Annotated in this window: 26 protein-coding genes and 1 rRNA gene; 9 read left to right on the plus strand and 18 right to left on the minus strand. The window is 51.8% G+C overall.

What is annotated here, in order from left to right; all coding sequences use genetic code 11:
- Positions 1–57: 57 nt before the first annotated feature.
- The 9 genes from E5336_RS02350 to E5336_RS02390 all read right to left on the minus strand — a co-directional run bounded on the left by E5336_RS02350 (position 58) and on the right by E5336_RS02390 (position 9980).
- Positions 58–1224, minus strand: coding sequence for an RNA-guided endonuclease InsQ/TnpB family protein (locus tag E5336_RS02350; protein ID WP_135979487.1), 1167 nt, complete (start codon positions 1222–1224; stop codon positions 58–60).
- Positions 1187–1810, minus strand: a complete 624-nt coding sequence (locus E5336_RS02355; RefSeq protein ID WP_168353521.1) for an IS607 family transposase — start codon at positions 1808–1810, stop codon at positions 1187–1189. Before E5336_RS02355 ends, E5336_RS02350 begins: the two co-directional genes overlap by 38 nt.
- A 158-nt stretch (positions 1811–1968) precedes the next feature.
- Entirely contained in the window at positions 1969–2400 is a 432-nt protein-coding gene (locus E5336_RS02360) for a hypothetical protein (protein ID WP_135979489.1), read from the minus strand.
- Between the two features lie 120 nt (positions 2401–2520).
- The gene (locus E5336_RS02365; RefSeq protein WP_135979490.1) at positions 2521–3438 is read right to left on the minus strand and encodes a hypothetical protein; all 918 of its coding nucleotides are present in this window, start codon (positions 3436–3438) and stop codon (positions 2521–2523) included.
- Complete coding sequence (gene thrS, locus E5336_RS02370) at positions 3420–5168, minus strand: threonine--tRNA ligase (protein ID WP_135979491.1); 1749 nt, start codon at positions 5166–5168, stop codon at positions 3420–3422. Before thrS ends, E5336_RS02365 begins: the two co-directional genes overlap by 19 nt.
- A 358-nt stretch (positions 5169–5526) precedes the next feature.
- Complete coding sequence (locus E5336_RS02375; protein ID WP_135979492.1) at positions 5527–7392, minus strand: heavy metal translocating P-type ATPase; 1866 nt, start codon at positions 7390–7392, stop codon at positions 5527–5529.
- A gap of 9 nt (positions 7393–7401) precedes the next feature.
- On the minus strand, positions 7402–7620 hold the full coding sequence (locus E5336_RS02380) for a cation transporter (RefSeq protein ID WP_135979493.1): 219 nt from the start codon (positions 7618–7620) through the stop codon (positions 7402–7404).
- 120 nt (positions 7621–7740) lie between these two features.
- Positions 7741–9762, minus strand: coding sequence for a ferrous iron transport protein B (feoB, locus tag E5336_RS02385; protein WP_135979494.1), 2022 nt, complete (start codon positions 9760–9762; stop codon positions 7741–7743).
- A complete protein-coding gene (locus E5336_RS02390; RefSeq protein ID WP_135979495.1) occupies positions 9759–9980 on the minus strand; it encodes a FeoA family protein in 222 nt (73 codons plus the stop codon). The genes feoB and E5336_RS02390 overlap by 4 nt, the downstream gene beginning before the upstream one ends.
- A gap of 121 nt (positions 9981–10101) precedes the next feature.
- On the opposite strand from E5336_RS02390, the gene E5336_RS02395 reads away from it, so the two are divergent.
- Positions 10102–10473: an ArsR/SmtB family transcription factor gene (locus E5336_RS02395; RefSeq protein ID WP_135979496.1), complete on the plus strand. Its 372-nt coding sequence runs from the start codon at positions 10102–10104 to the stop codon at positions 10471–10473.
- Between the two features lie 78 nt (positions 10474–10551).
- A 5S ribosomal RNA gene (rrf, locus tag E5336_RS02400) occupies positions 10552–10665 on the plus strand.
- A 97-nt stretch (positions 10666–10762) separates the two neighbouring features.
- On the opposite strand, the gene E5336_RS02405 is transcribed toward rrf, so the two are convergent.
- From E5336_RS02405 to E5336_RS02420, 4 genes are all read right to left on the minus strand, one after another.
- Positions 10763–11821 carry an aromatic acid exporter family protein gene (locus tag E5336_RS02405; protein ID WP_168353520.1) on the minus strand — a complete coding sequence of 353 codons (1059 nt, stop codon included), beginning with the start codon at positions 11819–11821 and terminating at the stop codon, positions 10763–10765.
- 65 nt (positions 11822–11886) lie between these two features.
- Positions 11887–12936, minus strand: coding sequence for a M42 family metallopeptidase (locus tag E5336_RS02410; RefSeq protein ID WP_277820745.1), 1050 nt, complete (start codon positions 12934–12936; stop codon positions 11887–11889).
- Positions 12937–12988: 52 nt separating this feature from the next.
- On the minus strand, positions 12989–13462 hold the full coding sequence (locus tag E5336_RS02415) for a YbaK/EbsC family protein (protein ID WP_135979498.1): 474 nt from the start codon (positions 13460–13462) through the stop codon (positions 12989–12991).
- A 14-nt stretch (positions 13463–13476) separates the two neighbouring features.
- Positions 13477–13875 (minus strand): DUF5655 domain-containing protein, encoded by a 399-nt coding sequence (locus E5336_RS02420; RefSeq protein WP_277820746.1) that lies wholly within the window; start codon positions 13873–13875, stop codon positions 13477–13479.
- 269 nt (positions 13876–14144) lie between these two features.
- On the opposite strand from E5336_RS02420, the gene E5336_RS02425 reads away from it, so the two are divergent.
- From E5336_RS02425 to E5336_RS02455, 7 genes are all read left to right on the plus strand, one after another.
- Positions 14145–15797, plus strand: a complete 1653-nt coding sequence (locus E5336_RS02425; protein WP_135979499.1) for an ATP-binding cassette domain-containing protein — start codon at positions 14145–14147, stop codon at positions 15795–15797.
- Entirely contained in the window at positions 15790–17436 is a 1647-nt protein-coding gene (locus E5336_RS02430; RefSeq protein WP_135979500.1) for an ATP-binding cassette domain-containing protein, read from the plus strand. Before E5336_RS02425 ends, E5336_RS02430 begins: the two co-directional genes overlap by 8 nt.
- Positions 17437–17509: 73 nt before the next feature.
- Entirely contained in the window at positions 17510–18319 is an 810-nt protein-coding gene (locus E5336_RS02435; RefSeq protein ID WP_135979501.1) for a hypothetical protein, read from the plus strand.
- A gap of 70 nt (positions 18320–18389) precedes the next feature.
- A complete protein-coding gene (locus tag E5336_RS12545) occupies positions 18390–18674 on the plus strand; it encodes an RpnC/YadD family protein (protein ID WP_277820747.1) in 285 nt (94 codons plus the stop codon).
- 113 nt (positions 18675–18787) lie between these two features.
- Positions 18788–19498 carry a YaaA family protein gene (locus tag E5336_RS02445; RefSeq protein ID WP_135979502.1) on the plus strand — a complete coding sequence of 237 codons (711 nt, stop codon included), beginning with the start codon at positions 18788–18790 and terminating at the stop codon, positions 19496–19498.
- Between the two features lie 97 nt (positions 19499–19595).
- Positions 19596–20438, plus strand: coding sequence for a helix-turn-helix domain-containing protein (locus E5336_RS02450; RefSeq protein ID WP_135979503.1), 843 nt, complete (start codon positions 19596–19598; stop codon positions 20436–20438).
- On the plus strand, positions 20431–21762 hold the full coding sequence (locus tag E5336_RS02455; protein WP_135979504.1) for an MATE family efflux transporter: 1332 nt from the start codon (positions 20431–20433) through the stop codon (positions 21760–21762). Before E5336_RS02450 ends, E5336_RS02455 begins: the two co-directional genes overlap by 8 nt.
- 156 nt (positions 21763–21918) lie before the next feature.
- Here the strand turns inward: E5336_RS02455 and E5336_RS02460 are convergent, their stop codons facing one another.
- The 5 genes from E5336_RS02460 to E5336_RS02480 are packed head-to-tail and all read right to left on the minus strand — an operon-like array spanning position 21919 to position 25872.
- Complete coding sequence (locus E5336_RS02460; RefSeq protein ID WP_135979505.1) at positions 21919–22872, minus strand: hypothetical protein; 954 nt, start codon at positions 22870–22872, stop codon at positions 21919–21921.
- 1 nt (position 22873) lies between these two features.
- On the minus strand, positions 22874–23605 hold the full coding sequence (locus E5336_RS02465) for a hypothetical protein (protein ID WP_135979506.1): 732 nt from the start codon (positions 23603–23605) through the stop codon (positions 22874–22876).
- Between the two features lie 13 nt (positions 23606–23618).
- Positions 23619–24323 (minus strand): hypothetical protein, encoded by a 705-nt coding sequence (locus tag E5336_RS02470; protein ID WP_135979507.1) that lies wholly within the window; start codon positions 24321–24323, stop codon positions 23619–23621.
- A gap of 14 nt (positions 24324–24337) precedes the next feature.
- The gene (locus E5336_RS02475; RefSeq protein ID WP_135979508.1) at positions 24338–24829 is read right to left on the minus strand and encodes a hypothetical protein; all 492 of its coding nucleotides are present in this window, start codon (positions 24827–24829) and stop codon (positions 24338–24340) included.
- 2 nt (positions 24830–24831) lie between these two features.
- Positions 24832–25872, minus strand: a complete 1041-nt coding sequence (locus E5336_RS02480; RefSeq protein WP_135979509.1) for a DUF5979 domain-containing protein — start codon at positions 25870–25872, stop codon at positions 24832–24834.
- Positions 25873–25966 lie beyond the last annotated feature (94 nt).

Consider the following 25966-nt stretch of genomic DNA (forward strand, 5'->3'; position numbering starts at 1 on the left):
TCCACAGTCGTAAATTCCCGAATCAGCCTTCGGTACATACCTACATTTGCTTGTTCGTTATGCAATGGTGTAGGTTGTTGCATCTCTTAAATTAAGACTTGCATTGAGATCTCTGTTTTCAACATAACCACATTGGCAGCGGAACACTCGATCTGAAAGTTTTAAATCTTTCTTGATACTTCCGCAGCAGTGGCACATTTTCGATGATGGATACCACCTGTCAGCGATCCTCAATTCAATGCCTCTTTCTTTGCATTTCGCTTCCAGTTTGACTCTAAACTCATAAAACTTTTGGGAAGCAACTGCTTTTGATAAATGCTTGTTCTTCATCATCCCGGTTACATTTAAATCTTCTACAGTAATATAAGATGGCTTGGTTTTCACGATCTCTGATACTGTCTTATTGATGTAATCCGTACGGATATTGTCCATCCTTTGATGAAGCTTTTGTACCTTGAGCTTTTGTTTTTGGATATTTTTTTGAGTAGACTCTCCTTTCTTTGTATTTTCTAACTTGCGTGAAAGACTTCTTTGCTCTCTCCGCAGTCGGTTTTCAAGTTTTTTTATTTTTGCTGATTTATTGATGTTTTTATAGGCCTTGCCATCGGAAACAATCGCAAGATCCTTCAATCCTAGATCAATTCCGATGCCTTCATTTTCGTTGTTTTTAACCGAAGGAGAGTCAGGTATTTCTACCACCACCGAGGCATAATATCTTCCTGCCTTCATGGAAACGGTGCCGCTTTTGATCACCATTCCTGATTTTGTGGTAGGAAGATACCCTTTTTCTTTCAGTCTTACCCATCCTAAAGTCGGGATCTTGATCCTGTGACGTTCGCAATAGATGACGGCCTTGGCATCCGTCTTAACAAAGTACATCTTTACATCGGATGTCCCTTTTTTCTTGAATTTAGGAAAACTGGTTTGATGTTTGAAAAAGCTTCGGAACGCTTTATCGGCATTCATGATACTCTGTTTGACGGATTTAGAACTAACATCCTTGATCCATGAAAATTCAGGATGCTCTTTCAAATAAACATTGTTGAGCCATTTTTGAAAATCCATGCCGGAGGCAAATTTCTTTTCTGCTTCATAGACTTCTTTGTTATGTGAAAGATAAAAGTTATAAACGAATCGGCATGTTCCGATCGTTTGATGGATCTTTTGTTTCTGTTCCAAAGTCGGATCAATTTCCGTTTTGAAGCTCTTTAACAATGTCATCATCCTCCCTGATCTGTTTCTTATACTTTCGAAGACCATATAACCTGTAAGTGAATACATCTAAGATTGAAACGATATCCTGCACAAGTTCTTCACTTGGCGAAAATGTTTCGCTGTTGACAACGATTATTTTTGTGTTGAATTTTTCGCAAAATCGTTCGAACCAGTCATAGCCAAACCGAACAAATCTGTCTTTATTCGAAATCACTATTGTTCTGATTTTGTTTTCCATGACTTCTTCAAGCAGTCTGTTCCATTTATTGCGATCATAATTTAATCCGCTTCCGAAATCTTCAATACATTGATTTCCAATAACACCTTTAGCATTACAGAATTGTTTTAAAAATTCTACTTGATTATGTAAATCATCTTTTTGATTTCTTGTAGAAACCCTTGCGTAAATGACAACATCTCTAACATCATTTTCTGTTTGTATTCCTTTGAATTGTAGATACTGGTCGTAAGTATAATATCTTCTATCAGTAGGAGTTCGATGAGCTTTCAATATTTCTTCTCTGTCCCATCTCTGCAATGTCTTGACTGATACACCCAATAACTCAGCAAAATCTTTGGGTTTATAGTTTGTGATATTCTTTGTGTTCATAAATACAACCCTTTCTATATGAACACACTATACCCATATTTATACACTTTTTTCTATTTTTTATAACTTAATATATCCTCCTTTTTATTTCATTCTATCAGCAATAAAAAAGAGAAACCATCAAAGATTTCTCCAAATTCGCTTTACTCCGCTTTTTCCTCGATCCGATCGACCAGCTCTTTGAGCTCGGCGCCGTTTTTCATCGCGTAGTCGTATTTTTGCTGCACCTCGTACAACGTCTTCAAAATATTGACCTTCATATCCTTGAACACGTTGGCGGAGGAAATGATTCCATTGGTGCTCATTTCCATGCCGTCCGCCTTGTATTTGAGCGTCCAGTCGTAATTCGTCGGGTTTTCCAAATCCACGTCGTCGCTGCTCGTCAAAAACGGCTTGACGTTTTCCTGAAACTGGCGCAATCCTTCCAAAGGCAGCTCGAAGTCGATCGTGAAGGGCTCCCCCTCGTCGCTCAACCCCTCCACCCGGATGATTTCTCCGTCCGAAACCACTTTGACGCGGGATGTGGGATCCGCTTCGCATCCCATTGTAAAGCTTAGTACTTTTCCATTTTTCATCACAATACCTCCACTCTCCTGATTCCTGTTTTCTATTATACCGAAGTTCTAGCATTTAATCAACTTAAGTGCTAAAGCGTGTAAAAAAAGAAAGAAGGCTGCCCTTCTTTCCAATGTTGTTTATTGTGTAATCAACGTTTCCGGCATTTCAATCGCAAACAACTGTAAAAACTGTTCCACCTGCTCTTTCGCGTTCGGCCCCGTCACGTAGCGGATATTTTGCGCGTCCCACGTCTTGGCGGCGATTTGCGCGTTTGGCAAACCCAGATTTTCCGCGCCAGCCGCTTCGACCGCCTCGACGATCGTCTCCTCGCTGGCGTCCTCGTCGAACGTCTGGATTCCGCTCAACAAGGCGTCGATGTTTTTGTCGCTGTCCTTTTTCACGAAGATGCCCGCCTGCGGATACCCGGTCGTGTCGTTGCCCATCTTGACCTTCCACATCTCCTGAAGGTTGCCAATGACTTTCAGCTCTTTGCCGTTTTCTTTCGCCTTGGCAATCGTGGCCGCGGCCGCAGGCTGCGCCAGCAAGGCGACGTCCGCTTTGCCTGCCAAAAGCGCCTGCTGCGCGTCCGACACCGCGTTGTACCACGTCGTTTGCGCTTTCACCTGGTCGGCCAGCACGTCGTTGTACACGAGTCCAGGCACCGCATTTTCGCCAAAAAGCGCCATTGTGTTGTCCGGGTTTTCCCAAGCCTTGTCCTCGCTACCAACAACGTATAAGTTGCCCCAGGTGATGACCGCGGCCAGCTGATACGCTTCCGCTTGGCCATACACTTTGGCTCCCACGTTGACCGGCGCCACGATTACATCGTACTCTCCGTCTTTTTTGGACAGTTCCGCCATGAGCGGATCGGTTCCTTCCACGCGGGTGATCGTCGTGTTTTCCACGTTTTCAGCGCCCAGAGTCGCCAGCGCCGGCGCGCCTGTCGGGCAAAGCAGCGAATACGACTGCGGTTCCTGGCTGGCTGAAGAGCACGCCGCCAGACCGAGCGCGAGCCCGGCCGCCAGCAGTCCTTTTCCTAGTTTTCGAATAAACATTTTGTTTCCACCTCATTTTTAAAGCGTTCCACCGCCTCGTCAAGCGGCATCGTCACGCTGTCTTTCTTTCCGTTTTGACGGATCGTGACCGTCGCGTTTTCCGACTCGCCCTGGCCGACGACGATTTGATACGGAATCTTTTTGATTTGCGCCTCGCGCACACGGTATCCAAGCTTCTCGTTGCGGGCGTCGACCTTCACGCGCATGCCCGCTTTTTCGAGCGTGTCGCGCACTTCGTTGGCGTACGCCAAATGCTTTTCGTGGTGCACCGGAATGATGACGAACTGCTGTGGAGCGAGCCAGAGCGGGAAGTGGCCGCCAAAGTGCTCGATCAAAATGCCGATAAACCGTTCGATGGATCCGTACACGACGCGGTGCAGCATGAGCGGCGTCTTTTTCGAACCGTCCCGGTCCACATACGTGCAGCCAAACCGTTCCGGCAGGTTCATATCGAGCTGGATCGTTCCGCATTGCCAGTCGCGTCCCAGCGAGTCCTTAATATGGATGTCGAGCTTCGGTCCGTAAAACGCGCCGTCGCCCGGATTGACTTCGTATTCCTTGCCGGCGTGGACGCACGCGTTAGCAAGCGCCTGTTCCGATTGCTCCCAGATTTCCTCGCTGCCGATGTAGCCTGTTTCCGGCCGCGTCGACAATTCGATCGAATATGGCAAACCGAAGACGCCATACATCTCGTCGATGAGCGACAGGACGTTTTTCACTTCCGACTCAATTTGATCCGGCGTCACGAACAAGTGCGCGTCATCCTGCGTGAACGTGCGCACCCGGAACAATCCGTTGAGCGCGCCGCTCGCCTCGTGACGGTGCACCTGGCCCAGCTCGGCGATGCGTAGCGGCAAATCCTTGTAAGAGTGCAGCTCCGTATTGTACACGAGCAAGGCGCCCGGGCAGTTCATCGGCTTGATGGCAAAATCGCGCTCGTCGACTTTGGTCGTGTACATGTTTTCGCGGTAGTGGTCCCAGTGTCCGGACGTTTCCCACAGCTCGCGCGACATGATGATTGGCGTTTTGATGAACTGGTAGTTGTCTTTCGTGTGGACTTCGTACCAGTAGTTTTCCAGCAGGTTGCGCAAAATCATGCCGTTTGGCAAAAAGATCGGCATGCCCGGCGCGTATTCGGAAACGGTGAACAAGCCCATTTCGCGGCCAAGTTTTTTGTGATCGCGCTTTTTCGCCTCTTCCAAAGCGGCCAAATGGTTTTCGAGCTGCTCTTTCGTGTCGAACGCGATGCCGTACACGCGCTGGAGCATCTTGTTGTTGGCGTCCCCTTTCCAGTAGGCGCCCGAGTGCTTAAGCAGCTTGAAGTTTTTCAACTCCTTCACGCTGTCGACGTGCGGTCCGCGACAAAGGTCGGTGAACTCGCCTTGCGAATACACGGTAATCGTCCCATCCTCAAGGTCTTTGATCAAGTCTTCTTTGTACAAGTCGTCTTTGAACATTTCGATCGCCTCGTCTTTGGTTACTTCGCGGCGCACGATCCGTTTGCCGTCTTTGGCGATCTTTTTCATTTCCTTTTCGATGCGGGCCAGATCGTCTTCGTTCAAGCTGACATCGCCAAGATCCATGTCGTAGTAAAACCCTTCCGCGATGACCGGACCGACCCAGAACTTCGCTTGCGGATACAAGCGCTTGACGGCTTGCGCCATCATGTGGGCGGCGGAATGGTTCAAAGTTTTCAAATGCTCATCTTCCAATACGTTGATTAGTTCCATACTCGTTTCTCCTTTTTTCCATAATAAAAGCGACAGACCTCAAAGGACGTCTGTCGCACGCGGTACCACCTTTGTTTACGAAAACCAAACGGTTTTCGTACACCTCAAACTCTCTTAACGCAAGATTACGGCACACTTTTTCAAGGGCGATTCAAAGGGAGTAGCTTGGAGCTCTTCGAAAGGCTTTCACCAGCCGCCTTTCTCTCTACATCCGGGGAATCCTCGCCATGTCCTTCTCGTTATCGTTGGTTTGAGTATAAAATAGAAACAACCATCTGTCAATTCCTGAACCCGTTTGGATGCGTGGCCTTGCCCAAAAACAAAGGAAATACCCGCCCGGGATATTTCCTTGTGTGCATTATTTGATTTTGTCGACACGCAGCGCGCGCATCGCGTTTAAAATCGCCAGAAAGCTGACCCCGACATCCGCGAACACGGCTGCCCACATATTTGTGATACCCAGCGCCGCCAGCACGAGGATGACGACCTTGATCGCCAGGGCGAAGACGATGTTCTCGTATACGATGCGCAGCGTTTTCTTGCTGATTTGCATCGCGACGACGATTTGCGAAAGCTGGTCTTCCATCAGCACGATGTCCGCCGCCTCAATGGCCGCGTCGCTGCCCAAGCCGCCCATCGCGATGCCGACGTCGGCCTGCGTCAAAACCGGCGCGTCGTTGATGCCATCGCCAACAAACGCCACTTTGTCCTTGCCTTCTTTTTGCGCAAGAATCTGGTCCAGGAGCGCGACTTTCTGATCCGGGAGCAGCTGGGCGTGCACCTCGTCGATGCCGACTTTGCCAGCCACTTTTTTCGCCACTTGCTCGCTGTCGCCTGTCAGCATCACGAATTTGCGCACGCCATAGTGCCGCAGCAAGTCGATGGCCGTTTTCGAGTCTTCCTTGATTTCGTCGGCGATCTCGATCATTCCGGCGTAGCGTCCATCGACGCTCACATACACGCACGTGCCAAACCCGTTGCCTTCCGGCAGCGCGTCGATGCCTTGCTGCGCCATGAGCTTTTGGTTGCCAATGCATACCGTCTGCTTGCCAACGATCGCTTTCACGCCGTGGCCGGCCACTTCCTGAATGTCGTGCACATCCGCCAGTGAAAGATCGGGCGCGGCCGCCTTTTGGATGGAAAGCGCGATCGGATGCGTCGAATGCGACTCAGCTTTGGCCGCCAAATCAAGCAGCGCCTCGCGCGACATGCCAACGGCCTGCACTTCGGTCACCTGGAAGTTTCCTTTGGTGATCGTGCCGGTTTTGTCAAAAACGATCGTTTTTACTTCCGACAACAGCTGAAGATAGTTGCTTCCTTTGACGAGGATGCCTTTGCGGCTCGCCCCGCCAATGCCGCCAAAAAACGAGAGCGGCACCGAGATGACCAGCGCGCAAGGACACGAAGTTACCAGAAACGACAGTGACCGATACACCCAGACGCTCCATTGTCCATCGACCAGCGAAGGAATGACGGCCAGCGCCAAGGCGAGAAACACCACGACCGGCGTATAGATGCGGGCGAATTTCGTAATAAACTGCTCCGACTTCGACTTCTTGTTCGTCGCGTTTTCCACCAGGTCGAGAATTTTGGCGACGGTCGAATCCTCGTATGGCTTGGAAACTTTGACATACAGCACGCCCGCCTGGTTGATGCAGCCGGAAATGACTTCGCTGCCGGCCCGCACGCTGCGTGGTACCGACTCGCCGGTCAGCGCGGACGTATCAAGCGAGGACTGCCCTTTTTCCACCGTTCCGTCCAGTGGAACACGCTCGCCGGGATTGATGACAATCGTCTGTCCGACGCGCACTTCTTCCGGATCGACTTGCTCGATTTTTCCATCCACTTCGATGTTGGCGTATTCGGGACGTATGTCCATGAGCGCGGCGATCGACTTGCGCGATTTGTTGACCGCGTACGACTGGAACCACTCGCCGATTTGGTAAAACAGCATGACGGCGACCGCCTCGCTGTACTCGCCCAGCACAAGAGCGCCAATCGAAGCGAGCGCCATCAAAAAGTTCTCGTCAAACACTTGCCCGTTTTGAATGTTTTTTACCGACTTGATCAACACGTCATACGAAATCAAAACGTATGGAATCAAAAAAGCGGCGAACAACGCTTCGGATGGAAGCGTTGTCGCGTGTTTGAGGATGACCGCCACCGCGTATAAAATCGAGGTGGCGATGATCCGCTTCAACATTTTCTTTTGTTTTTTTGTCATACGCGCGCCTTAACAATCAATTTCGGCGTCGCTGTCGACTTTGCGGGCGCACCGTTTCGCCTCTTTCATAATCGCGGCGTGGTCGGCGGCATCCGCGGTGTCAATCGTCAGTTTTTGCGTCATGAAATTGACGCGGGCGCTGTTGACCCCTTCGATTTTCGAAATCGCGTCTTCGATTTTGGCCGCGCAGTTGGCGCAATCCACTTCCACTTTGTACGTCTTTTTCATTTTGTCCCTCCTCGATTGAACAGTTGAATAATCGTTCAATCATCATCTGGTTTCAGTATACCAGACTTTGCTTAAAACGCAACGGAAAAGAAAAAAAGCGCGGAGTTTTTTTCTCTCGCGCTACAATCCGATCCAGGTACCGGTTTGATAGACGGCAAACGTAATCACCCAGGCGACCAAAAGCTGGAAGCCGGCCGCCTTCCACATGTACGCCCGCGATCCCGATTCCTTCTTGATCGTCGCCAGCGTCGCGAAGCATGGAATGTACAGCAGGCAAAACAGCATCATACAGTAGGCGTTCAAGGCGCCAAAGCCCATCGAGGACAAAATCGCCTGCAAGCTGCTCGCGCCGGCCGCCGAGTTGAGATTGCTCATGCCAAAGAGCACGCCCATGCTCGATACAACAACTTCCTTGGCCGAAATACCGGCCAGCAAGGCGACGGCGATTTGCCAAAAGCCAAGTCCTAGCGGCACGAGCAACGGCACGAGCAGCCGTCCTAAACCGGCCGCAAACGACGTCGACACGTTTTCGGTAAATCCCTGGAAGCCGAAGTTGAGCAAAAGCCACAACACGATGGAGGCGATAAAAATCGTCGTTCCCGCCTTGGACAGGAAGTCTTTCACCTTTTCCCATACGTACACGTACACGGTGTACAAGCTTGGCAGCTTGTAGATGGGCAGCTCGATAAGCAGCGGCTTCATCTCGCTCGTCTTGTCCAGTTTCGACGTGATCCACGCGATGACGAGCGCGACCACGATCCCTACCAAATACAACGAATACGCCACCCACATCGCGTGTCTGGAAAAGAACATGCCGGAAAACAAAATGTAGGCGGGCAGCTTGGCGGAACACGACATAAACGGCGTGACGAGCATGACGCGGCGGCGGTCCCGTTCCGATTCGAGCGAGCGCGACGCCATGATGGCCGGCACGGTGCAGCCAAAGCCGAGCACCATCGGAATGAAGGCGCGTCCCGACAAGCCAAGCCGGCCCATGATGTCGTCCATGACATAGGCGACGCGCGCCATGTACCCAGAGTCTTCCAAAAACGCGAGCGCGATAAACAAGATCGTGATGTTTGGCAAGAAGGTCAAAATGCCGCCAACACCCGAAATAATGCCTTCGGTTACGAGCCGGACGAGCCACGGGGATACGTGGAGGGCGTTCATGCCGTTTGTGACCGCCTGGCTGAACCATTCGATGGCCGTTTCCAAATAGCCGCTGATCCAGTCGCCGATTGTGAACGTCAGCATAAAGACGACCGCCATAATGAGGAAGAAAAAGACGATGCCCCAAAATGGATGCGTCAAAACGCGGTCGATTCGATCGGTGAGATCTTCTTTGCTTTCGCGCCCCAGCAGCACCTCGTGCATGATTTCCTCGATAAAATCGTATTTTTCATTGACGATCCGGTCGGCGATTTTATCGCCGGCCAGCGACCCAAGATCGACAGGAACTTGTTTTTTAACGGCTTCGTCGTCCTCAAGCAGCTTGATGGCAGTCCAGCGCGGATCGCGAATGTCCTGAGGCAGCTTGTTTTCCACCTGCCCGATGCGCTCTTCGATATCGGTCGTATAAATCATCGCGTGGGAGCGGGTCTTTTCGCTGTGGATCTCCATTGGCTGGTGGTTGATGGCATTGGCGTCCTCGGCTTGATGGAGGGCGGCGTGCATGAGCGCCTTCAAACCTTTTTTCTTGCGGGCCGTGACCGGAACGCAAGGGACGCCCAAAATTTCCGAAAGCCGGTGCAAATCCAGGTCGATGCCCCGCTTTTCAACGATGTCCATCATGTTCATCGCCAGCACGAGCGGCTTGTTGAGCTCCAGCAGCTGGAGCGTCAAGTAAAGGGAGCGTTCCAGCGAGGAGGCGTCCACGACGTCCACGATGACGTCGACTTGATCGGAAACGATAAACTCGCGGGACACCCGTTCCTCCATCGTATATGACGACAGCGAGTACGTGCCTGGCAAATCGACAAGGTGAATCGTCGATCCATGCTCCTGGATCGCCCCTTCCATGCGCTCGACCGTGACGCCCGGCCAGTTGGCGACTTTCAAATTCGCCCCGGTGTACGCGTTGAACAAGGTCGTTTTTCCACAATTCGGATTGCCGATAAACGCAATCGTGACTTCTTTTTTCATACGGTTTCCACCTCGATTCGCCGGGTGATTTCTTTGCCGAGCGCAAACCGGGTTCCTCGCAAATTGATGACGAGCGTCCCGTTGCGCTTGCGCTGGACGACTTTGACAATCGTGCCTTCCAGCATGCCCAGTGCCCGCAGCCGATGCAGTGTCTGCGAGCTCAGCTCGATCTTTTTGACCATGGCTTCCTGCCCGATCTGGATTGTATTCAAACTCATAGCTTCTCCTTGGAAATTAATCGAAACTAACTTTTCCACTCCCTATTTTAGTCGCAGCTAACCCATTTGACAATCAAAAAAACCATCAATTATAATGGGAGCGACAAGCGAGGTAATGTGAATGGAGAAAAATCAATTTCCATATGAAGTGTACGACGAGGAAAAAGTGGCTTGCGCTTTGCGGCATCTGCCTTGCGAAACACACATCGAATCTTTATCGACTTTTTACAAAATCATGGGCGATCCTACCCGGCTGATGCTTTTAATGGCGCTCGAGGCGGGCGAGCTTTGCGCCAGCGACCTGGCCAACGTCACCAACATGTCCAGAAGCGCCGTTAGCCACCAGCTGAAAACGCTGCGGCAGGCCAAGCTTGTGAAATCCAGACGGGATGGCAAGATCATTTTTTACGAACTGGACGACGAGCACATTCATTCCGTGCTGAAAGTGGCGCTGGAGCACATTAAAGAAGACCGCCACGACTCGCAATCCTAGCCGGCCAGCGCATGTCTGATTTCTTTTTTGAAAAAAAAGCTTGCGTTTTAGTTTGGTTTCGTGTAAATTAATAGAGGATTTAGTGATGATAGCGAAGAGGAAATACCTGTTCTCGTACCGAACACAGAAGTCAAGCTCTTCTGCGCCGACGATAGTTGGCTTCGCGCCTGCGAAAATAGGACGTTGCTAAGTCTTTTTTTTATGCTTGAAACCGATGCCTTCGGGCATCTTTTTTTTCGGAAACCTGCAAAAAAAGCCCCTTCCTTTCAAAAGGGGCCGCCGTTCTCTTTTAAAACACCGCTTTTGTCATCGCCTCTTCGACAGGGATGACCTGCTTTGTCGTGTCCGAGCGGTACAGCGCCAGCGCTTTGGGATCCAGACTGGCGATAAATTGTTCCTTCGCGTTCAAAACATCTTCGAGGTCCATTAAAATGTGGTACAGCAGCGCCCGGCTTTCAAATTCCTCCCGGGTTTCGGGCATGGGCTCCCGTTTCATCACAGCAAAAATCTCGGATAAAATTTCCATTTGCAGCCTGGGCTTTTCGTGCTCGAACACTTTCATGCAGCACACTTCCAAAAACTCCTGAATGATCGCCGCCTGGGCGGGCATCGTCCGGATTTTGCGAATTTCATAATGCAGCGCGTGAAGCACATGGTATTGACGGATCCGCATTTGGAAATACTCGACAAAATACTGGGGATGGCTTGAAAACGTGTTGTCCTGAAACTCGATGGCTTCCCGTAAAAAGTCTTGCAGCTCGTTTTCAAGACTGGCGAGATCTTTCCATAAATGCGTATGCGTCTTTTGCGATTTCATATAGTCGACGATTTGCGCGAGCAGTTCGAGCGTTTTCGTGTCGGTGTCCCGCACCTTTTGGACGAGATCGACCGTCGTGGCCCGGTAGTCGTTGAACATGTTGAACACGATGGCGATAGTGATTCCAAGCAAAAGCAACGCGGTTTCGTTCCACAAAAACGCCGCGTCGTATGTCGTGGTCGTAAAGAAGTGCATGGCGATGAGCGCGTTGACGGACAAAGTCGCCTGCGTGTTCGTAAATTCCGTGACGAGCACGAGAAAAAAGATGACGACGCCAAACGCGACGAAGTCGGAATGGAGAAGCGGATAAATTAGCGAGCACAAAAGGACGGTGACCACAAAGGTCGCCAGACGCTGCGCTGTCAGTTTGATCGTCCCGCGTTTTGTCGTCAGCAGCGTGAGCAGCGTAATGGTACCGGCGCCCATCGCGTTTTGCAGCGAAAACAGATGGGCCAGAAAGATAGCCAGCGCGCTGCCCGCGCCGATTTTCAAAGCGAGGATCCATTTCTTTTTCAGTTTTTTTCGATTCATTTCTCTTCCCCTTTTTTCCATCGTATCAAAAAAGGATAAAGCGGAAAACCGCTTTATCCAAAAAATCACGCTTCGTTCATCAAATACGCCAGCGTCAAGGCGCACGTTCCTTTGATGGCGTCGATGTGGGTGCGCTCATAGCCGTGGCTGTTCATGCACCCCATGCCGTACACGGCCGCTTTCAAATCGTGGCCGGCTCTAAGCGCGCTGGTGGCGTCGCTGCCAAAGCGGTAGTACACGTCCAGACACGCGTTGATGCCATACGCCTTGGCCAGGTCGTACAGCCTGGTCGTCAGTTCCCAGTCGTAGGGCGAAAAATTGTCGGCCGCGCCGATGCATACGCTCTTTTCGGTGCCATGGTAGTGCGGGCCGATCAGCCCGATGTCCAGCGCGATGTATTCGTCCACGACGTCCGGGACGTACGCTCCGCCATGGCCGATTTCCTCGTAGATCGGAAACGCGAACCACGTGTTGTACGCCGGCGTGATGCCTTCCTCTTTCAAAAGGCGCATCGCCTCGATGAGGGCGGCGACGCACGCCTTGTCGTCGATGTGCCGGGATTTGATGAAGCCCGCTGGCGTCACGACGCATTTGGGATCGACGGATATCAAATCGCCGTGGTCGATGCCCAGATCGTACACGTCTTGGGCCGACTGGACATCCTCGTCGAGCAGGATTCGCATCGTTTCTATGTCGCGCGGCGCTTCCCTGGCGTCGTCGAAGACGTGGACGGAATGCGATTTGTGGATGACCATGCCGGTATAGGTTTTTCCCGAACGCGTATGGATATACACGTTTTCTCCTTCCAATGAATGAAAATTAACGCCGCCTAGCGTGCGGACTTCGATCCAGCCGTTCGGTTCCACATGGCGGACGATCATGCCGATCGTGTCCAGATGCGCCCCGAAACAAATCGTTTTCGAATGGTCGGCTCCCGGCACTTTGACGTACAGCGTATGTTTGTGGTCGTACGTGACGTCGTAACCCATCCTTGCGAAAATTTTCTCGAGCTTTTTGTCGATTTCCGGATAGTACGCCACGACGCTTGGCACGTTGACGAGCGTTTCAAACAAATCCACGAGTCTCTTCTCGTCGATGTCTGGCATTTTTCTCATAAACTTCCTCTCCTTGTTTCTTGTATCCGTCTTTCATTATACGCTTTCCGCCTTATTCGCACCATCCTTTTCCGATGTCGACCCAGCCGGCTGACGGCACGCAATCCAAAAATTCTTCCAGCGAAAGATCGACCGCGCTGTGGTCGTTTCCGGCCGCCGGATAGACGCGTTCAAACCGGCGCAGCGACACATCGAAATAGACGGGCACGCCTTCCTTCGCCCCGAACGGGCACACGCCGCCCGGCTCGTGGCCGACAAGCGACTCCACCAGCTCGCCCGGGATCATCTTCGCTTTTTGTTGAAAGGTATTCTTGTATTTTTTATTGTCGACACGAGCGTCTCCCGCCATGACGACAAGGATCGGTTCATCCTGGACGAGAAACGACATCGTCTTCGCGATTTGCCGGGGCTCGCATCCGAGCGCGTCGGCCGCCTCCTGCACGGTGGCGCTGGACTGGTCGAGGACGAGGATCCGCTCCCCGAGTCCTTTCGCTTCCAAATCTTGTTTTGCCTGTTCAAATGCCATCGGTTTTTCCTCCTTTATTTTTCCGCTGAAAGCCGATACGCCTCGTCGATCCACGACAGCAGTTCCGCGTTGATTTGTTCCTTTTGCTCCACGAGCACGTGATGCGTCCACCGGCAAGGATAAGGCTCGCTTGCCATCGCGACGCGCGGCGAATCCAGCCGGTGCGCCAAGCCAAACGACACTAGCATGAACTGCCGGGGCCAATCTTTTTTGCGTCGCCACGGACCGGAAGCCATGGCGAACATGTGCCGGTTGTAAAATGAAATTTGCGTTTTGGACACTTTGATGCGCAAATCGGGATACCGCTCGACGAGCGCGTCCCGCAACGTTTCGTACAAGGGCAGCAGCGCGGGCCATGGCTGCCAGAACTCGATTTCGTCCACGCGCAAGTCTTTCCACTCTATCTTTTCCATACTATTCTCCTGTTTCTTTTTTTGTTATATCACAGGATGAAAACATTGAAAATACATTTCCTATTTTCATCCCATCATTTTCATGCTATAGTTACGTTGTAACCCGTCTTTCGACGGTTCCTGATTCCAAGGATAGAAAGGAGGCTCCTATGAAACTGAACAGCACAAACCGGTTCAATGCGTTCATGGCGTCTCCTTCTTTCTTTTCGTAAGATTTTTTCGTCATGACGCATTGACCTTCCCCATTCAAATAGAAAGGTCAAAAAGGAATGAAACTCTCAAAACAAATTCAATCATTTTTTCAAAACATCGTCACGCTTTTTGACGTGCTGGCTCGTTTACGCGTTCAAAAGGCGCTCATCGGCATGACAGTGTTGTCGGTGCTCATCGCGCTTGGCGGTATTGGCTGCTCTGTGTTCTACGCGGATGCGATCGACCGGGTCTTGATCCATGCAGGTCTTTCCGCTTTCCTTGGCTCGATCGGCTTACTTGTCCTTCTCAAGATTGGCGCCATCGCTTTGCGGACAGCGCTCGACTGGCTTGGATCGAGGACGCGCAATACGATGATCGCCCGCCTGCGTTCTTTGGTGCTGGCTGCGCTCATGGACATGGATCTCGAGTACTTCCATGCGTTATCGTATGGCGAACTCGTCGACAAGATCCAGGGCTCGACGTTCGATCTGGCCGACAATCTCGGCTTGTTTTTGCCGGAACTGCTTCGCCGGTTGTTTGTCGGCTCGATCACGCTGCTTTTTTCCGTCTGGCTTTCCCCCTCCCTCACTTTCTTGTTTTGCGGCTTGTGCGCGCTCATGCTCTGGCTGCAAATATGGGGCGGAAACCAGTGCGGCGCTTTCATGGACGACATGATCGAGGCGCGCAATTCGCGCGACGCCTGCGTCCACGAGCTTCTCGACACGACGAGGACGATTCAAATCTTTAGCCTGGAAAAAGCGACGAAGCGCTGGTTCGTGGACGCTTCCAACTTTTTTATCCGCGCCTTCTCAACGGCTATGGAAAAGCTCGCACTCTTCTTTAGTCCGGGACGGATCGTCAACGATCTGGCGATCCTGCTGCCGTGCGCTCTTGGCGTCCTGCAAGTGCGGTTGGATCAGCTACCACTCGAAACATTCGTCACGCTGTTGTTCGTGTGGTCGATCAGCGCGCAGGAATTCAAAGGACTGGACGGGATTTTGGGCAACCTGCCGACGATCATCGCCAACGCGCATGATCTGGACACGTTATGGAGCGCCCCGGCCGATCCGGCGCAAACCGAGGATTTTCAATCGCGGACGCCGGCGCTCGACATCCAAAATGCGCATTATTCTTTCATCCATGGAAATCCCGGTTTTCATATCGAGGATTTGACGATCCAGCCTGGTGAGAAGGTCGCGATCGTTGGCGGCAACGGCAGTGGCAAGACGACGTTTTTGCGAACACTGGCCGGTTTGTATCCGCGTTATACAGGAACCATCCGGTGGTTTGAAACCGAAGCGCGCGATCTAAAGCCAAACAAGATCGGCTATGTGAGTCAGCATCCGGCTTTGTTTGACGACACGCTGCGTAACAACGTCGATCCCCGTCATCAAAAAACCGATGAACAAATCCGTACCATGCTCAACGAACTCGGTTTGAGCGCGTTGTGTGCGAAGCTGAACGACCCTTTGGAGAAAAACTTGTCAGGTGGCGAGAAACAGCGGCTCGCGCTCGTCAGGACGCTGCTGGAAGGAACGAACGTCCTTTTGCTGGACGAGGCGACAAGCGCGCTCGATCGAAAGACGGCCGCCAAGATCCATCGCACGCTCACGTCCAAACGCGACCTCACCCTTCTTACCATTCTTCACGATGTGGAATGGCTGTCCTTGTATGACCGGGTGCTCGTCTTTGAAAACGGAATGCTAAAGGAGGATTCGGATCATGCGTAAGTCCTTGTTCATTCTTCGTTCTCTTCTTCGCGAAAGTCCGAAATGGTGGTGGCGCTCGGTATGGGGCGCGACGATCACGTCCCTGCCCTGGTTTTTATCGACTTTGCTTGTTTCCGGGTTTACTTCGATGGCGATCGACGAGGCGTTAAACAAATCGTGGCCTCCACTCGCCATTTGCGCAGGAATCCTTTTCGCGCTCGTCCTGCTGCGCCTCCCGGTCGTCGCTGGATATCGCTTGAACGCTTTGGCAAGCGAAAAGCTTTCGGCCCACCTGCAATGGAAGTTGATCGAGGCGTGGAACCGTCGCGATCCAAACGAGAAAAAATGCAGGAAGGAAGATGTATTGACGCGCATCGTCAGCGACTGCGCCCAAAATCTTTCGGAATTTTTCTTTCAAGGCTTTGGCCTGAAGATTCTCGAACCGGTGTTGACGGGTTTGGCTGCCCTGCTCGTTTTGGCGCGTTTGGAATGGCGCGTTCTTGTCGTTTCCATCGTCCTTGGCTTTGGACTGTCGGGAATCACGACACGCTTCACAAAGAAGATTCGAACGCTTCATGCCGCGTTACAGCACGACAACGATGTTTTGAACGGCTTGTTTTTGGATGTCGTCCGGAACATGGAAACGGTGAAAAAAATTGACTTGAAAAAAGACAAGCGAAAAGGATTCGACCAGCGCAATCAAATTATTGAAGAAACTTCCAATCAACTGGCCTGGCTGGAAACCGGACTGCGGATTTTGCCCATGACAGGCGAGTTGTTCCTGCTTATAACGACCCTCATTCTGGCGTGGCGGCTTCCGTCCTTTCCGGTCGGATCGGTCGTTCTGGTGGGAGCCTTGCAGCCGTTTGTCAACAACTTGTTCGCCAATCTGGGCACGATGCGCAACGAGCTGGAAAAGGCGGCGGTGCACGGAAAGCGGGTGCTCGATACGGTCGAAGACCTTCACTCCATCGCGTGGATCGAAGATCTTCCCGGTGAAAAAGAAAGCAAAATCCGGTATCTTGAACTGCGTCGTGTTGGATTTGTGGTTGGCAATCATCGAATTTTGCGCAATGTGAATATCCGCGCAAAACAAGGTGAGCTGATCGGAATTCAGGCGCCCTCCGGTTCGGGAAAATCGACTTTGCTCACCTTGATTCAAGGCCTGCGCGAGCCAGACGAAGGGCAAATCCTTTTTGATGGCGTTTCGGCACATGCGCTTCCATTTGCTTTGCGAAGACAGCGTGTTCGGCTGTTTCCTCAACAGCCGGTGCTCTTTCGCAAAACGATTCAAGAAAACGTCGAGATCGTCGCGAACCGCGCGCTTTCCAATGCGGAGCTGCGCCAATTAGCCACCCAAGTCGGATGGGACGATGTCGATTTTGGCAAGATGCTGGAAGAAGGCGGTTCCAACTTGTCGGGTGGCGAGCGTCAAAAAGTCGCTTTTATGCAGGCTCTTGTTTGCGACGCGCAAGTGCTGCTGCTTGACGAGCCGACGTCGGCTATGGATTCGCGCAGCGAAGCGATCGTATGGGAAGGTCTGCAAAAGCGCAAACACGAAAAAATCATTGTATGTGTGTCGCATCGTACGGCTTTGTTGCAGGCTGTGGATCGTCTTTACGGATGGGATGAAAAAGCCGGATTTTTCCAAAAGATGTGAAAATTTATTTTTTTCAATTTTTTTGTCCTCTTTTCCCTTTTCCAAACGTATATAAAAGGTAGGAGGTAAAAATTTGACAAACACAACCAACATCCAGTATTTGTCCATGCTTGAGCGCTTCACCTTGTTTAGCGACTTTTTCATGCACGCCGTCTTTTCCCGCAATAGAAAAGCCGTGCAGCTGCTCGCCCGCATCGTGACCGGAAAAAAGGATTTGATCGTCGTTGAATGGGGTCTGGAAGTCAAAAAGGGATTTCCGTTTTTTCGAAACGACCGCTATGATTTGTTCATCATCGACCAGTATGGTAATGTCTACAACATCGAAATAGAGAACACGCTTCAATCCATTGGCAAGCGCGCGTTTCACAATTTGAGCGTGCTCGTCGCCCAGGGCTTGAAGTCGGGACAAAAACACAAAAAACTGCAAGAGATCTTTTTGACAAGGAAAGACTTTCTCAAGCAAAACGAGCCATTTTACAACTATCAGTGGCGTGAGGACAGGAGCAGGCAAAAGCTGAAGACGGGTGGTCACATCCGCATCGTCAACGGGCAGTATCAGGGAAAGGACGCATTGGGAAAGCTGATGCATGATTTCCACTGTACAAACCCGGACGACATGTTTTATGATGAGCTTAGAGAAGCCGTATCGTATTTTAAAAAAGAACCGGAAGGAGTGAATACCATGTGTGAAATCATGAGAGAATTTGAGAGAAAATCCGAGAACAAGGGACGTGCCGAGGAACGTAAAAAGGCAAAGAAGCGCACGGAAGCCATTATGCGCAATTTGCGTGAAGAAGGCATGTCCTACGAAAGGATCGCGCGAATCACCAATCAATCGCTATCAAAAGTAAAATTGTTTTTTAAGACGCAACAAACCGCGTAACAAGCAGGCATCATGGCATACGTCATGATGCTTTTTGATGAAAATCTTCTAGTGTACAAACCCGGATGACATGTTTTATGATGAGCTTAGAGAAGCCGTATCGTATTTTAAAAAGGAACCGGAAGGAGTGAATGCCATGTGTGAGATCATGAGAGAATTTGAAAGAAAATCCGAGAACAAGGGACGTAGACAAGGGCGCGCCGAAGGACGGGCAGAGGGCCGAGCAGAAGGTCGGACAGAAGAACGGGAAACCATCATGCGCAATTTATATGCCAAGGGCATGGATTGTCCTTCCATCGCCGAAGTCACGGGACAAACCAGCGCCCAGGTTGAAGCCTTTTTCAAAGCCCGATAGCAGGACCCGCAAACATCGCGATCACCCGGTCGCGATGTTTTTCACAAGATAAATCGCTTAGCCAAAATCCGCAAAACCCATTTTCCATCGAAAGAATATGGTACAATACGTCTATGAAAATTATTGTTTCTCCTACAAAACAAATGAAGTTTAAAGACGACTTCTATATTCCTTACACTACGCCCGCTTTTTTAAAGGAAAGCGAACTTTTACGCGAAAAACTAAGCGCGCTTGATTTTGACACCTTGAAAAAAACAATGAAGGTCAGCGATAAAATGGCCGGAAAAGTTTACGACTTGTTCCATACCGGCCATTCCGCGCGCGGATGTGCCCTTCTCTCTTATTCAGGCATCGCCTTCCAATACATGGCGCCTGGCGTCTTCACCGATCGGGAAATCGAATATGTGGAAAACCACCTGCGCATCCTTTCCGGCTTGTATGGCGTTTTGCGCCCCCTTGATCAAATCGAAGGGTACCGGCTTGAAATGCAAACCAAGCTCCCCTTCTTTCCATTCTCGCTTTATGATTTTTGGAAAGACGCGCTGGCCCAAGCGCTGGACGACGAAATCATCCTCAATTTAGCCAGCGAGGAATACGCCAAATGCATCCGCCCCTACAAACCGCTCATCGACGTCCGTTTTCTTGACGTGGACGGCAAGGAAAAAGGCGTCTACGTCAAAATGGCGCGCGGGGAAATGGTTCGCTACATGGCGGAAAAAAACATCGAGCGCGTCGAGGACATCCGCCATTTCGACCGGCAAAATTTCGCTTTTTGCCCGGAACGTTCCAATTCGCGTCTTTACGTCTTTCAAAAAACAAAATAAATCGCAGGAAATCGGTGGATTTCCTTTTTTACTTTTCGCAACATGCATGAAAAAAAGAAAGCGCCAATTTGCGACAATAGAAAAAAAGGAGGTTCTTATGAATAGTTATCAAATCCAGACGATGCAGACGGTCATCAACGCCATGGAAAGCCACCTTGACAAACGGCTTGATTTAGAAACGCTCGCCCAAACGGCCGGCTATTCAAAACACCATTTCCATCATGTGTTCACCTCGTTGACCGGCTTGCCGATTCACGACTACATTTTACGAAGACGGCTGACCCAAGCCGCCCAACAGCTTGTCCACACCCAAAAACCGATTTTGGAAATCGCTCTGGAGGCCGGCTATCAAAGCCAGCAGGCGTTTACTTCCGCTTTCAAAGGCATGTATAAACAAACGCCCCGCGCCTTTCGGAAAAACAACGCGTTTTATCCGCTCCAATGGAAATTCACAGGCGTCATCCTTCCACAGCCCGCCAATCTCTCCCTTGCCTGGGCGAGTTTGACCGACCTGGATGACTGGATGGCGCTTAGCGCCCAAACGGTCAGCGGATTTCCTGGTTTGGAGGAAAACAGCCATCGAAAACAAATCCAAGTCGCGATTCGGCAACATCGCGCGATCGTGATCCGCGACCAGACCCATCTCATCGGCGCGCTTGTTTTTTCTCAACCAGCCGCGACCATCGAGTTTCTTGCCATCCACCCCCAGTATTCCTATCGTCAAATCGCCGCGATCTTTCTCGACTTTTTGATTCGAAACCGCGTGCTTGGCCCAACCATTAAAATTTCCACGTTTCGCGCCAACGACAAGGCGGATCCAGGCCAACGGAAAGCGTATGAGCAGCTTGGATTTACCGCCTCAGAGCTTCTCGTCGAATTTGGTTATCCAACCCAGCGCATGCTTCTTCAAGTCGCGCCCACGGAGTCAAAAAATGGCTGAGAATCCATTTGAGCGAAACTGGACGGCGTCCGCCTTGCTCCGATTCGCCTTTCCGACAATCATCATGATGCTCTCGATGGGATTGTACACTTTAGCCGATACGATCTTTGTCGCCCGCTTCGTCAATACGGACGCGTTGTCCGCCATCAACATCGTCTGCCCGGTTGTGAATCTAACCGTAGGGCTTGGGACAATGATCGCGACCGGCGCCAACGCCATCGTATCGCGAAACCTGGGAGCCGGCCAGGAAAGAGCGGCCAGAGAAAACTTCACCTTGCTCGTGCTGTACGGCGCCCTGCTTGGTCTTGCGCTTTTCGGAGCCGGCCTTGTATGGATCGACTCGATTGTGACTTTTCTGGGCGCGAGCCAACGCCTTTTTCCATACGCCAAAGCGTATTTGGAAATCGTTTTCCTGTTCGTTCCCGCCCAGCTGCTGCAAACCATCTTTTCCAATTTGTTTGTGACCGCCGGAAAGCCCGGCCTCGGATTCGGCCTGTCGGTTTTCGCCGGACTCGCCAATCTGGTTTTGGATGTTTTATTCATGACGCGCTTCCATATGGGAATTCAAGGCGCGGCACTCGGCACAGGCATCGGCTATTCGATTGGCACAATCGGCGGTCTTGTCTTTTTTTCCAAAAAGCGCGGCCCGCTCTTTTTTACTCGGCCAGCATGGAACGTGCGCGTCGTCATCCAGAGCTTATGGAACGGCTCTTCCGAAATGGTTTCGCAAGTTTCCAGCGCCGTGACGACCTTTTTGTTCAACCGCGCTATGCTCATTTTCGCAAACGAGGAGGGTGTCGCCGCCATCACGATCCTGATCTATTCGCAGTTTTTGCTCAACACCGTTTTTATCGGCTATTCGATTGGCGTCGCGCCCATCATTGGCTACAATTTGGGCGAGAAAAACACCCGCCAGCAAAAACGGGTGTTCGCGTTGAGTGTACGTTTCATCGCATGGACGTCCATCGCGATTTTCGTTCTCGCCCGCTGGAAAGGCGCGGATTTGATTGGACTCTTCGCTCCTTCGACGTCTTCTGTATATCAAATCACAAAACAAGGCTTTCCGATTTTCGCGATCAGCTTTCTGTTTTGCGGCTTCAACCTTTTCGTTTCGTCCATGTTTACCGCCTTGTCCAACGGCGCCATTTCCGCCTTTCTCTCTTTTTTGCGCACCTTCGTCTTTCTTGCCGGCGCGATCGTGCTTTTGCCAGAAATTTTGGGAATCAACGGAATCTGGTCCGCCCTGCCGCTCGCGGAAGGGGCCGCTTTTATTCTCTCGAGCGCTTGCTGCTTTCTCTTTAGAAAACGATACGGCTACGCTTGACAAAAAAAAACAGCAACTCTCTCGTGCTGTCTTTTTTGGGTATCCAAATTATTTAGGGGTCTAGACTTCTTTTTTTACGAAAGTGGCTTAGACCCCAAAATTGCCCCCAAAATTTCTTGGGAAACCCCTAAAGATTTTGGTTGCCCCTTTTTTTCCTTACGCTTCTTTTTTCTTTTTCATCACGCCATACACAATGCCGCCAATCAGCAACAGCGCCAAAGCGCCCATTCCCAACAGGGCCGGCATCGACAAGAACGACTTCGAAGCGTCGCCATTTTCGTTTTCTTCCGGTCCGGCCAACGGCACGTTGTCATCCTCAATGTCCACGATATCCTGCGGTCCGGTCGGGTTGTCCGTTTCATCGCCTGCCGGCGGAGTCGTCGCGTCCTCGCCGCCCGGTGTTGGCGCTGGCGTTGGACCTTCCTCCGTGCCTGGCGTCGTTTCTGGCGTCGTGGCCGGGGTCGTACCCGGTTCTGTCACAGTTTCCGTTTCCGTGTCGGTCACCGTTGTCGTATTGCCTGGAATCGTGCCCGGCGCCTCGATTGGCTCGTACCAGAAGTTGAAGTTGTGGCTTTTTCCTTCTTCCAGCGTGAACCGCGCGTTTCTCGCTTGCGGGGAATATCCTTCAATGTACGGAAACGACATGACGACCTGCTCGTTCAAGTTGCCCGTATACTTTGAGGGCTCCATTCCCGCGATTGGCTGTCTTGTTCGCGTATCCATGTAGTTGATCGTGTACTCCACTGGATCCAAAAGCAAGTTGTATGTGACCACGTAGTCCTGATCGGCCGTCACCGGACTGCCACCCAAATACACGGTGTCGCTCAACAAATCCTCGCCGCTCACCTTGATCGTGCCCGGAATGTACGGCTTCCCGCTCTCCCCGCTAGTCGCGATCAAATCCTGCGCGTTCAAGGAAGGAAGCGCCTCTCCATAGCCAAGTTCCAGCTCCATGTATTCCTGGTTCGGATCGTCTTTAAAATACCCATGGTTGCCCCGGTAAATGCGAATCGTATACGAATACGGCTCTTCGTTTTCTTCCGCCACGATCGGGCTGGCCATCATTCCAAAAGAAAGCAGAAGCGCGCCAAAAAGTTTCCTCTTTTTCATGCTAGTCCTCCTCCTTCTTTCTCTCTTTGATGCCAAACAAGGCGAGAATCAGCAAGAGCGCGCCGCTGATGCCGCTCACCAAAAGCCACGGCAGCCGGTTCGTCAACGTCGACGTGTTTACGATCCGGTTTTTCTTCGTCGTGTGGATCACCCGGTCCGCTTCCCGCTTCGGTTCCGTATCGCTCACCTCGGTCGCGAACTGCATCGCCACTTCCGCCATCGTTTCCTGGTAGTCGTTTCCTTGCGTCTCGCCATCCAAAGCGATTTCCAGCGACACGACCCCAGACTGGTTGTTGTTGAGGGTATCCAGGAACACATAGTCCTCCAGCCCTTCGGCCGCTTCCATCAGGCCGGCCTGTCCCTGCCCGCCCAACGACTTGCTTTCATACAACGTCCGCGAGCCGGTCGGTCCTTCGTACGTCAGACGGTATTCATAGCCGCCGCCCAGTGTCCGTTCCGCGTCCGCCTCCTGCAAAGACTGCACGACCTCGTTGCTCAAATACCAGTTGGTCGGCTTGGAAAAGTCGTTCACCACCCGCATCTGGATCGTGGTCGAGTCGCCCGGCTGCATGTCGGCGATATTTCCCAGCAGTTTCTTATCCGGATCGTTGTAGTCCATTTCCTCGTTCTTTGTGAACGTGACCGTTCCGCTCAAATCTTTCGCCATCACCGGAAGCGTCAAGGAAGAAACGAGTCCGGCCATCAAAAGCAGATTTCCTATCTTTTTCTTCATCCCTTTCTCCTTCCTAGTCGAGCGCGATCGTGTTCTCGTCGCCCGACACGCTCACGCCCCAGGCGCTCTTGATCGCCTCTTCGGCGTGCCGGTTTTGCACCGCGTCCACTTTCGCTTCCAAATGGAACTTCAAATCGTCGTAGTCGTACGCCGTGTCGCTTTTGTGCTTCATCACATCCGGATGGATCCGAATGGTTTCCGTCAAATTGGTCGTCGAAACATTGGGCGCAAGCACGCTCGAATAGTAATACACTTCCCGCTCTGGCGTCGAGGCGTCCGGGTCTTTCATCCATCCAGCGCCCAAGCCTTCCAGCTCGATGTATTCCGGTTTCAAATCCACCCGTTTTCCTTGTTCGTCTGTCCAGTATTTCGTAATCGTCACCCGCACGAATTGCGGAATCGAGCCGATGTTTCGCACCGCGATTTGTTCCGGATAGGCGTAGCCTAGCTTCAGCTTCTTGTCCGCCTTCACGGCCGGCAGTTTCAATTCACCTTCTGGCGAATTATTATTGTAGCCATTCTCCGCCACCGGATTTTTGTTTTCCAGCAGCGCCACGTCGATGCTCGACACGTTCATCGTCGCGTGGAACGGCGAGGACGTTTCGTTCAAAACGGCTCGCGTCCCTTCGATTCCCGTGCCTAGAAGCAGGCCGAGCGCCATGACAAACAGCAGCGCGATCACGATTGGTCTCGATAAAAATTGTTTGAACTTCTTCATCTTCGATTCCCTCTCTAAGCCCACGCGTTTGGATCCGGCACGACTTGTCCGTTTTCATCGTAAATGACCGGCGCCGATTCCGCGACGACGATCACGTTGAACGAATCCGCCTCGAAATCTCCCTTGACCTGGATCGAGGCGCGTAGTGTCGTGGTCGACTCGCCCGGCTCCACGATGGGCGTGTAGTAGTAAAAGCCATCCGCGCGGGCCGGCACTTCCCAGCCGTCCTCGCCTTCCACGAACACTTGCGAAACCGGCGAGCCGCCCTCGTCAGGGTAAAACAGCTTGACCCGTACGAACACCGCTTGCGAATTCTCGTTGTTGCGCACCGCGATCGACTTTGTCAAATCGTCCACGTCTTCGGTAATGTCGGTGTCGTTGCCTAGTTCAATGCCGTATTCGCCATCCGCACGCGCGTTGGTCGTAAAGTAGGCGTAGGCCGTTCCCACGCTCGAAGCGCCAAGCAAGGCGAGCGCCAGAGAAAAGATCATCCATTTCTTCTTCATACTCATTCACCCTCCCGGCTGTACCGCTGGTTCACGTCCCAGCTTTCGCCGTTTCTCGTAAACGTGTTGTTCACGCTTGTGCCATGGTTGTTGTTGGGAACCAGGGCGTTCACAAAGTCAAACGTCAGTTCCACATCGCCATCCGCCAGCTCTTGCGAAGGGCTTCCGGAAACGAGCGTGTAGGAAGCGCCGGTATACACTTCCTCGACCGTCACGACGGAGCCGACTGGAATGTTGTCCACTTCGATTGTTCCCGACGTCGTATCGGTCAGCACGAGCTGTTCGACACCCGAGTACACGACTTCCCCATCGTACTCGGCGGTGATTTCAAAGACGAACATGGCCGGGGCGAAGCCGCCCAGCGCGTCCACCTGCTTGTGGATGACAATACGGCCGTCCTCGCGCGGTTCCTGGGACGCTTTGAGCGTCATTGTAAAGTCATACTGCCAATCCGTTCCGTTGACCGTGTTGTTTTCTCCATTCTCGTCCATGCGCGATGGCAAAGCCACCAGCGAAGGGTTGAACGTGTATTTGTACTGGCTCGTATTTACAAACGAAAGGACTTTTTCCGTTCCGTCTGTCGAGCCGACCATCGTCTGTTCGAGCGAGTCGGCCAGCGTCATATCGGCGCGTCGCGGCATTGTTAAATACAGGCCCGGTTCCAAGCGGGCTTTGTCCAAAACCGAAACGGTCGCGACGGGTTCCGGTTTTGACTGCGCTACGATTTGGCCGGCTTGCTGCGACAAGGCCGTGTAGTCGACTGCCGCCAGGTTTTTCAACGCGGGCGCCAGCGCTTCAAACGTTTCGGTCGCCTCGAACGAATACGAGTCGACGCCCGGATCCTCGATGGCCGAAGCGACTTTGAACACGTCCACTACCACGTCGGCGGATTCCAGATCGTCCGCGTATTCGGGTAGCGGCGAAAACGACAGTGAACACGTTTCCTTCAAGTCCACGGCGAGCGTTCGCGAGATGGCGGGCAGCCCGAGCGCGAACACAAGCGCCACCAAACCAATGATCCAGCCTAATTTCTTCCTTTTCATACTCCTTTATCCTTTCTTTCCACTCTCTTTTTCACGATATTTTTCACGATCCATCCTATGCCCAGCGCCACAAAGAGGAGCACCCCGACAAAGA

The organism is Dubosiella muris (assembly GCF_004793885.1).
GTDB lineage: Bacteria > Bacillota_I > Bacilli_A > Erysipelotrichales > Erysipelotrichaceae > Dubosiella > Dubosiella muris.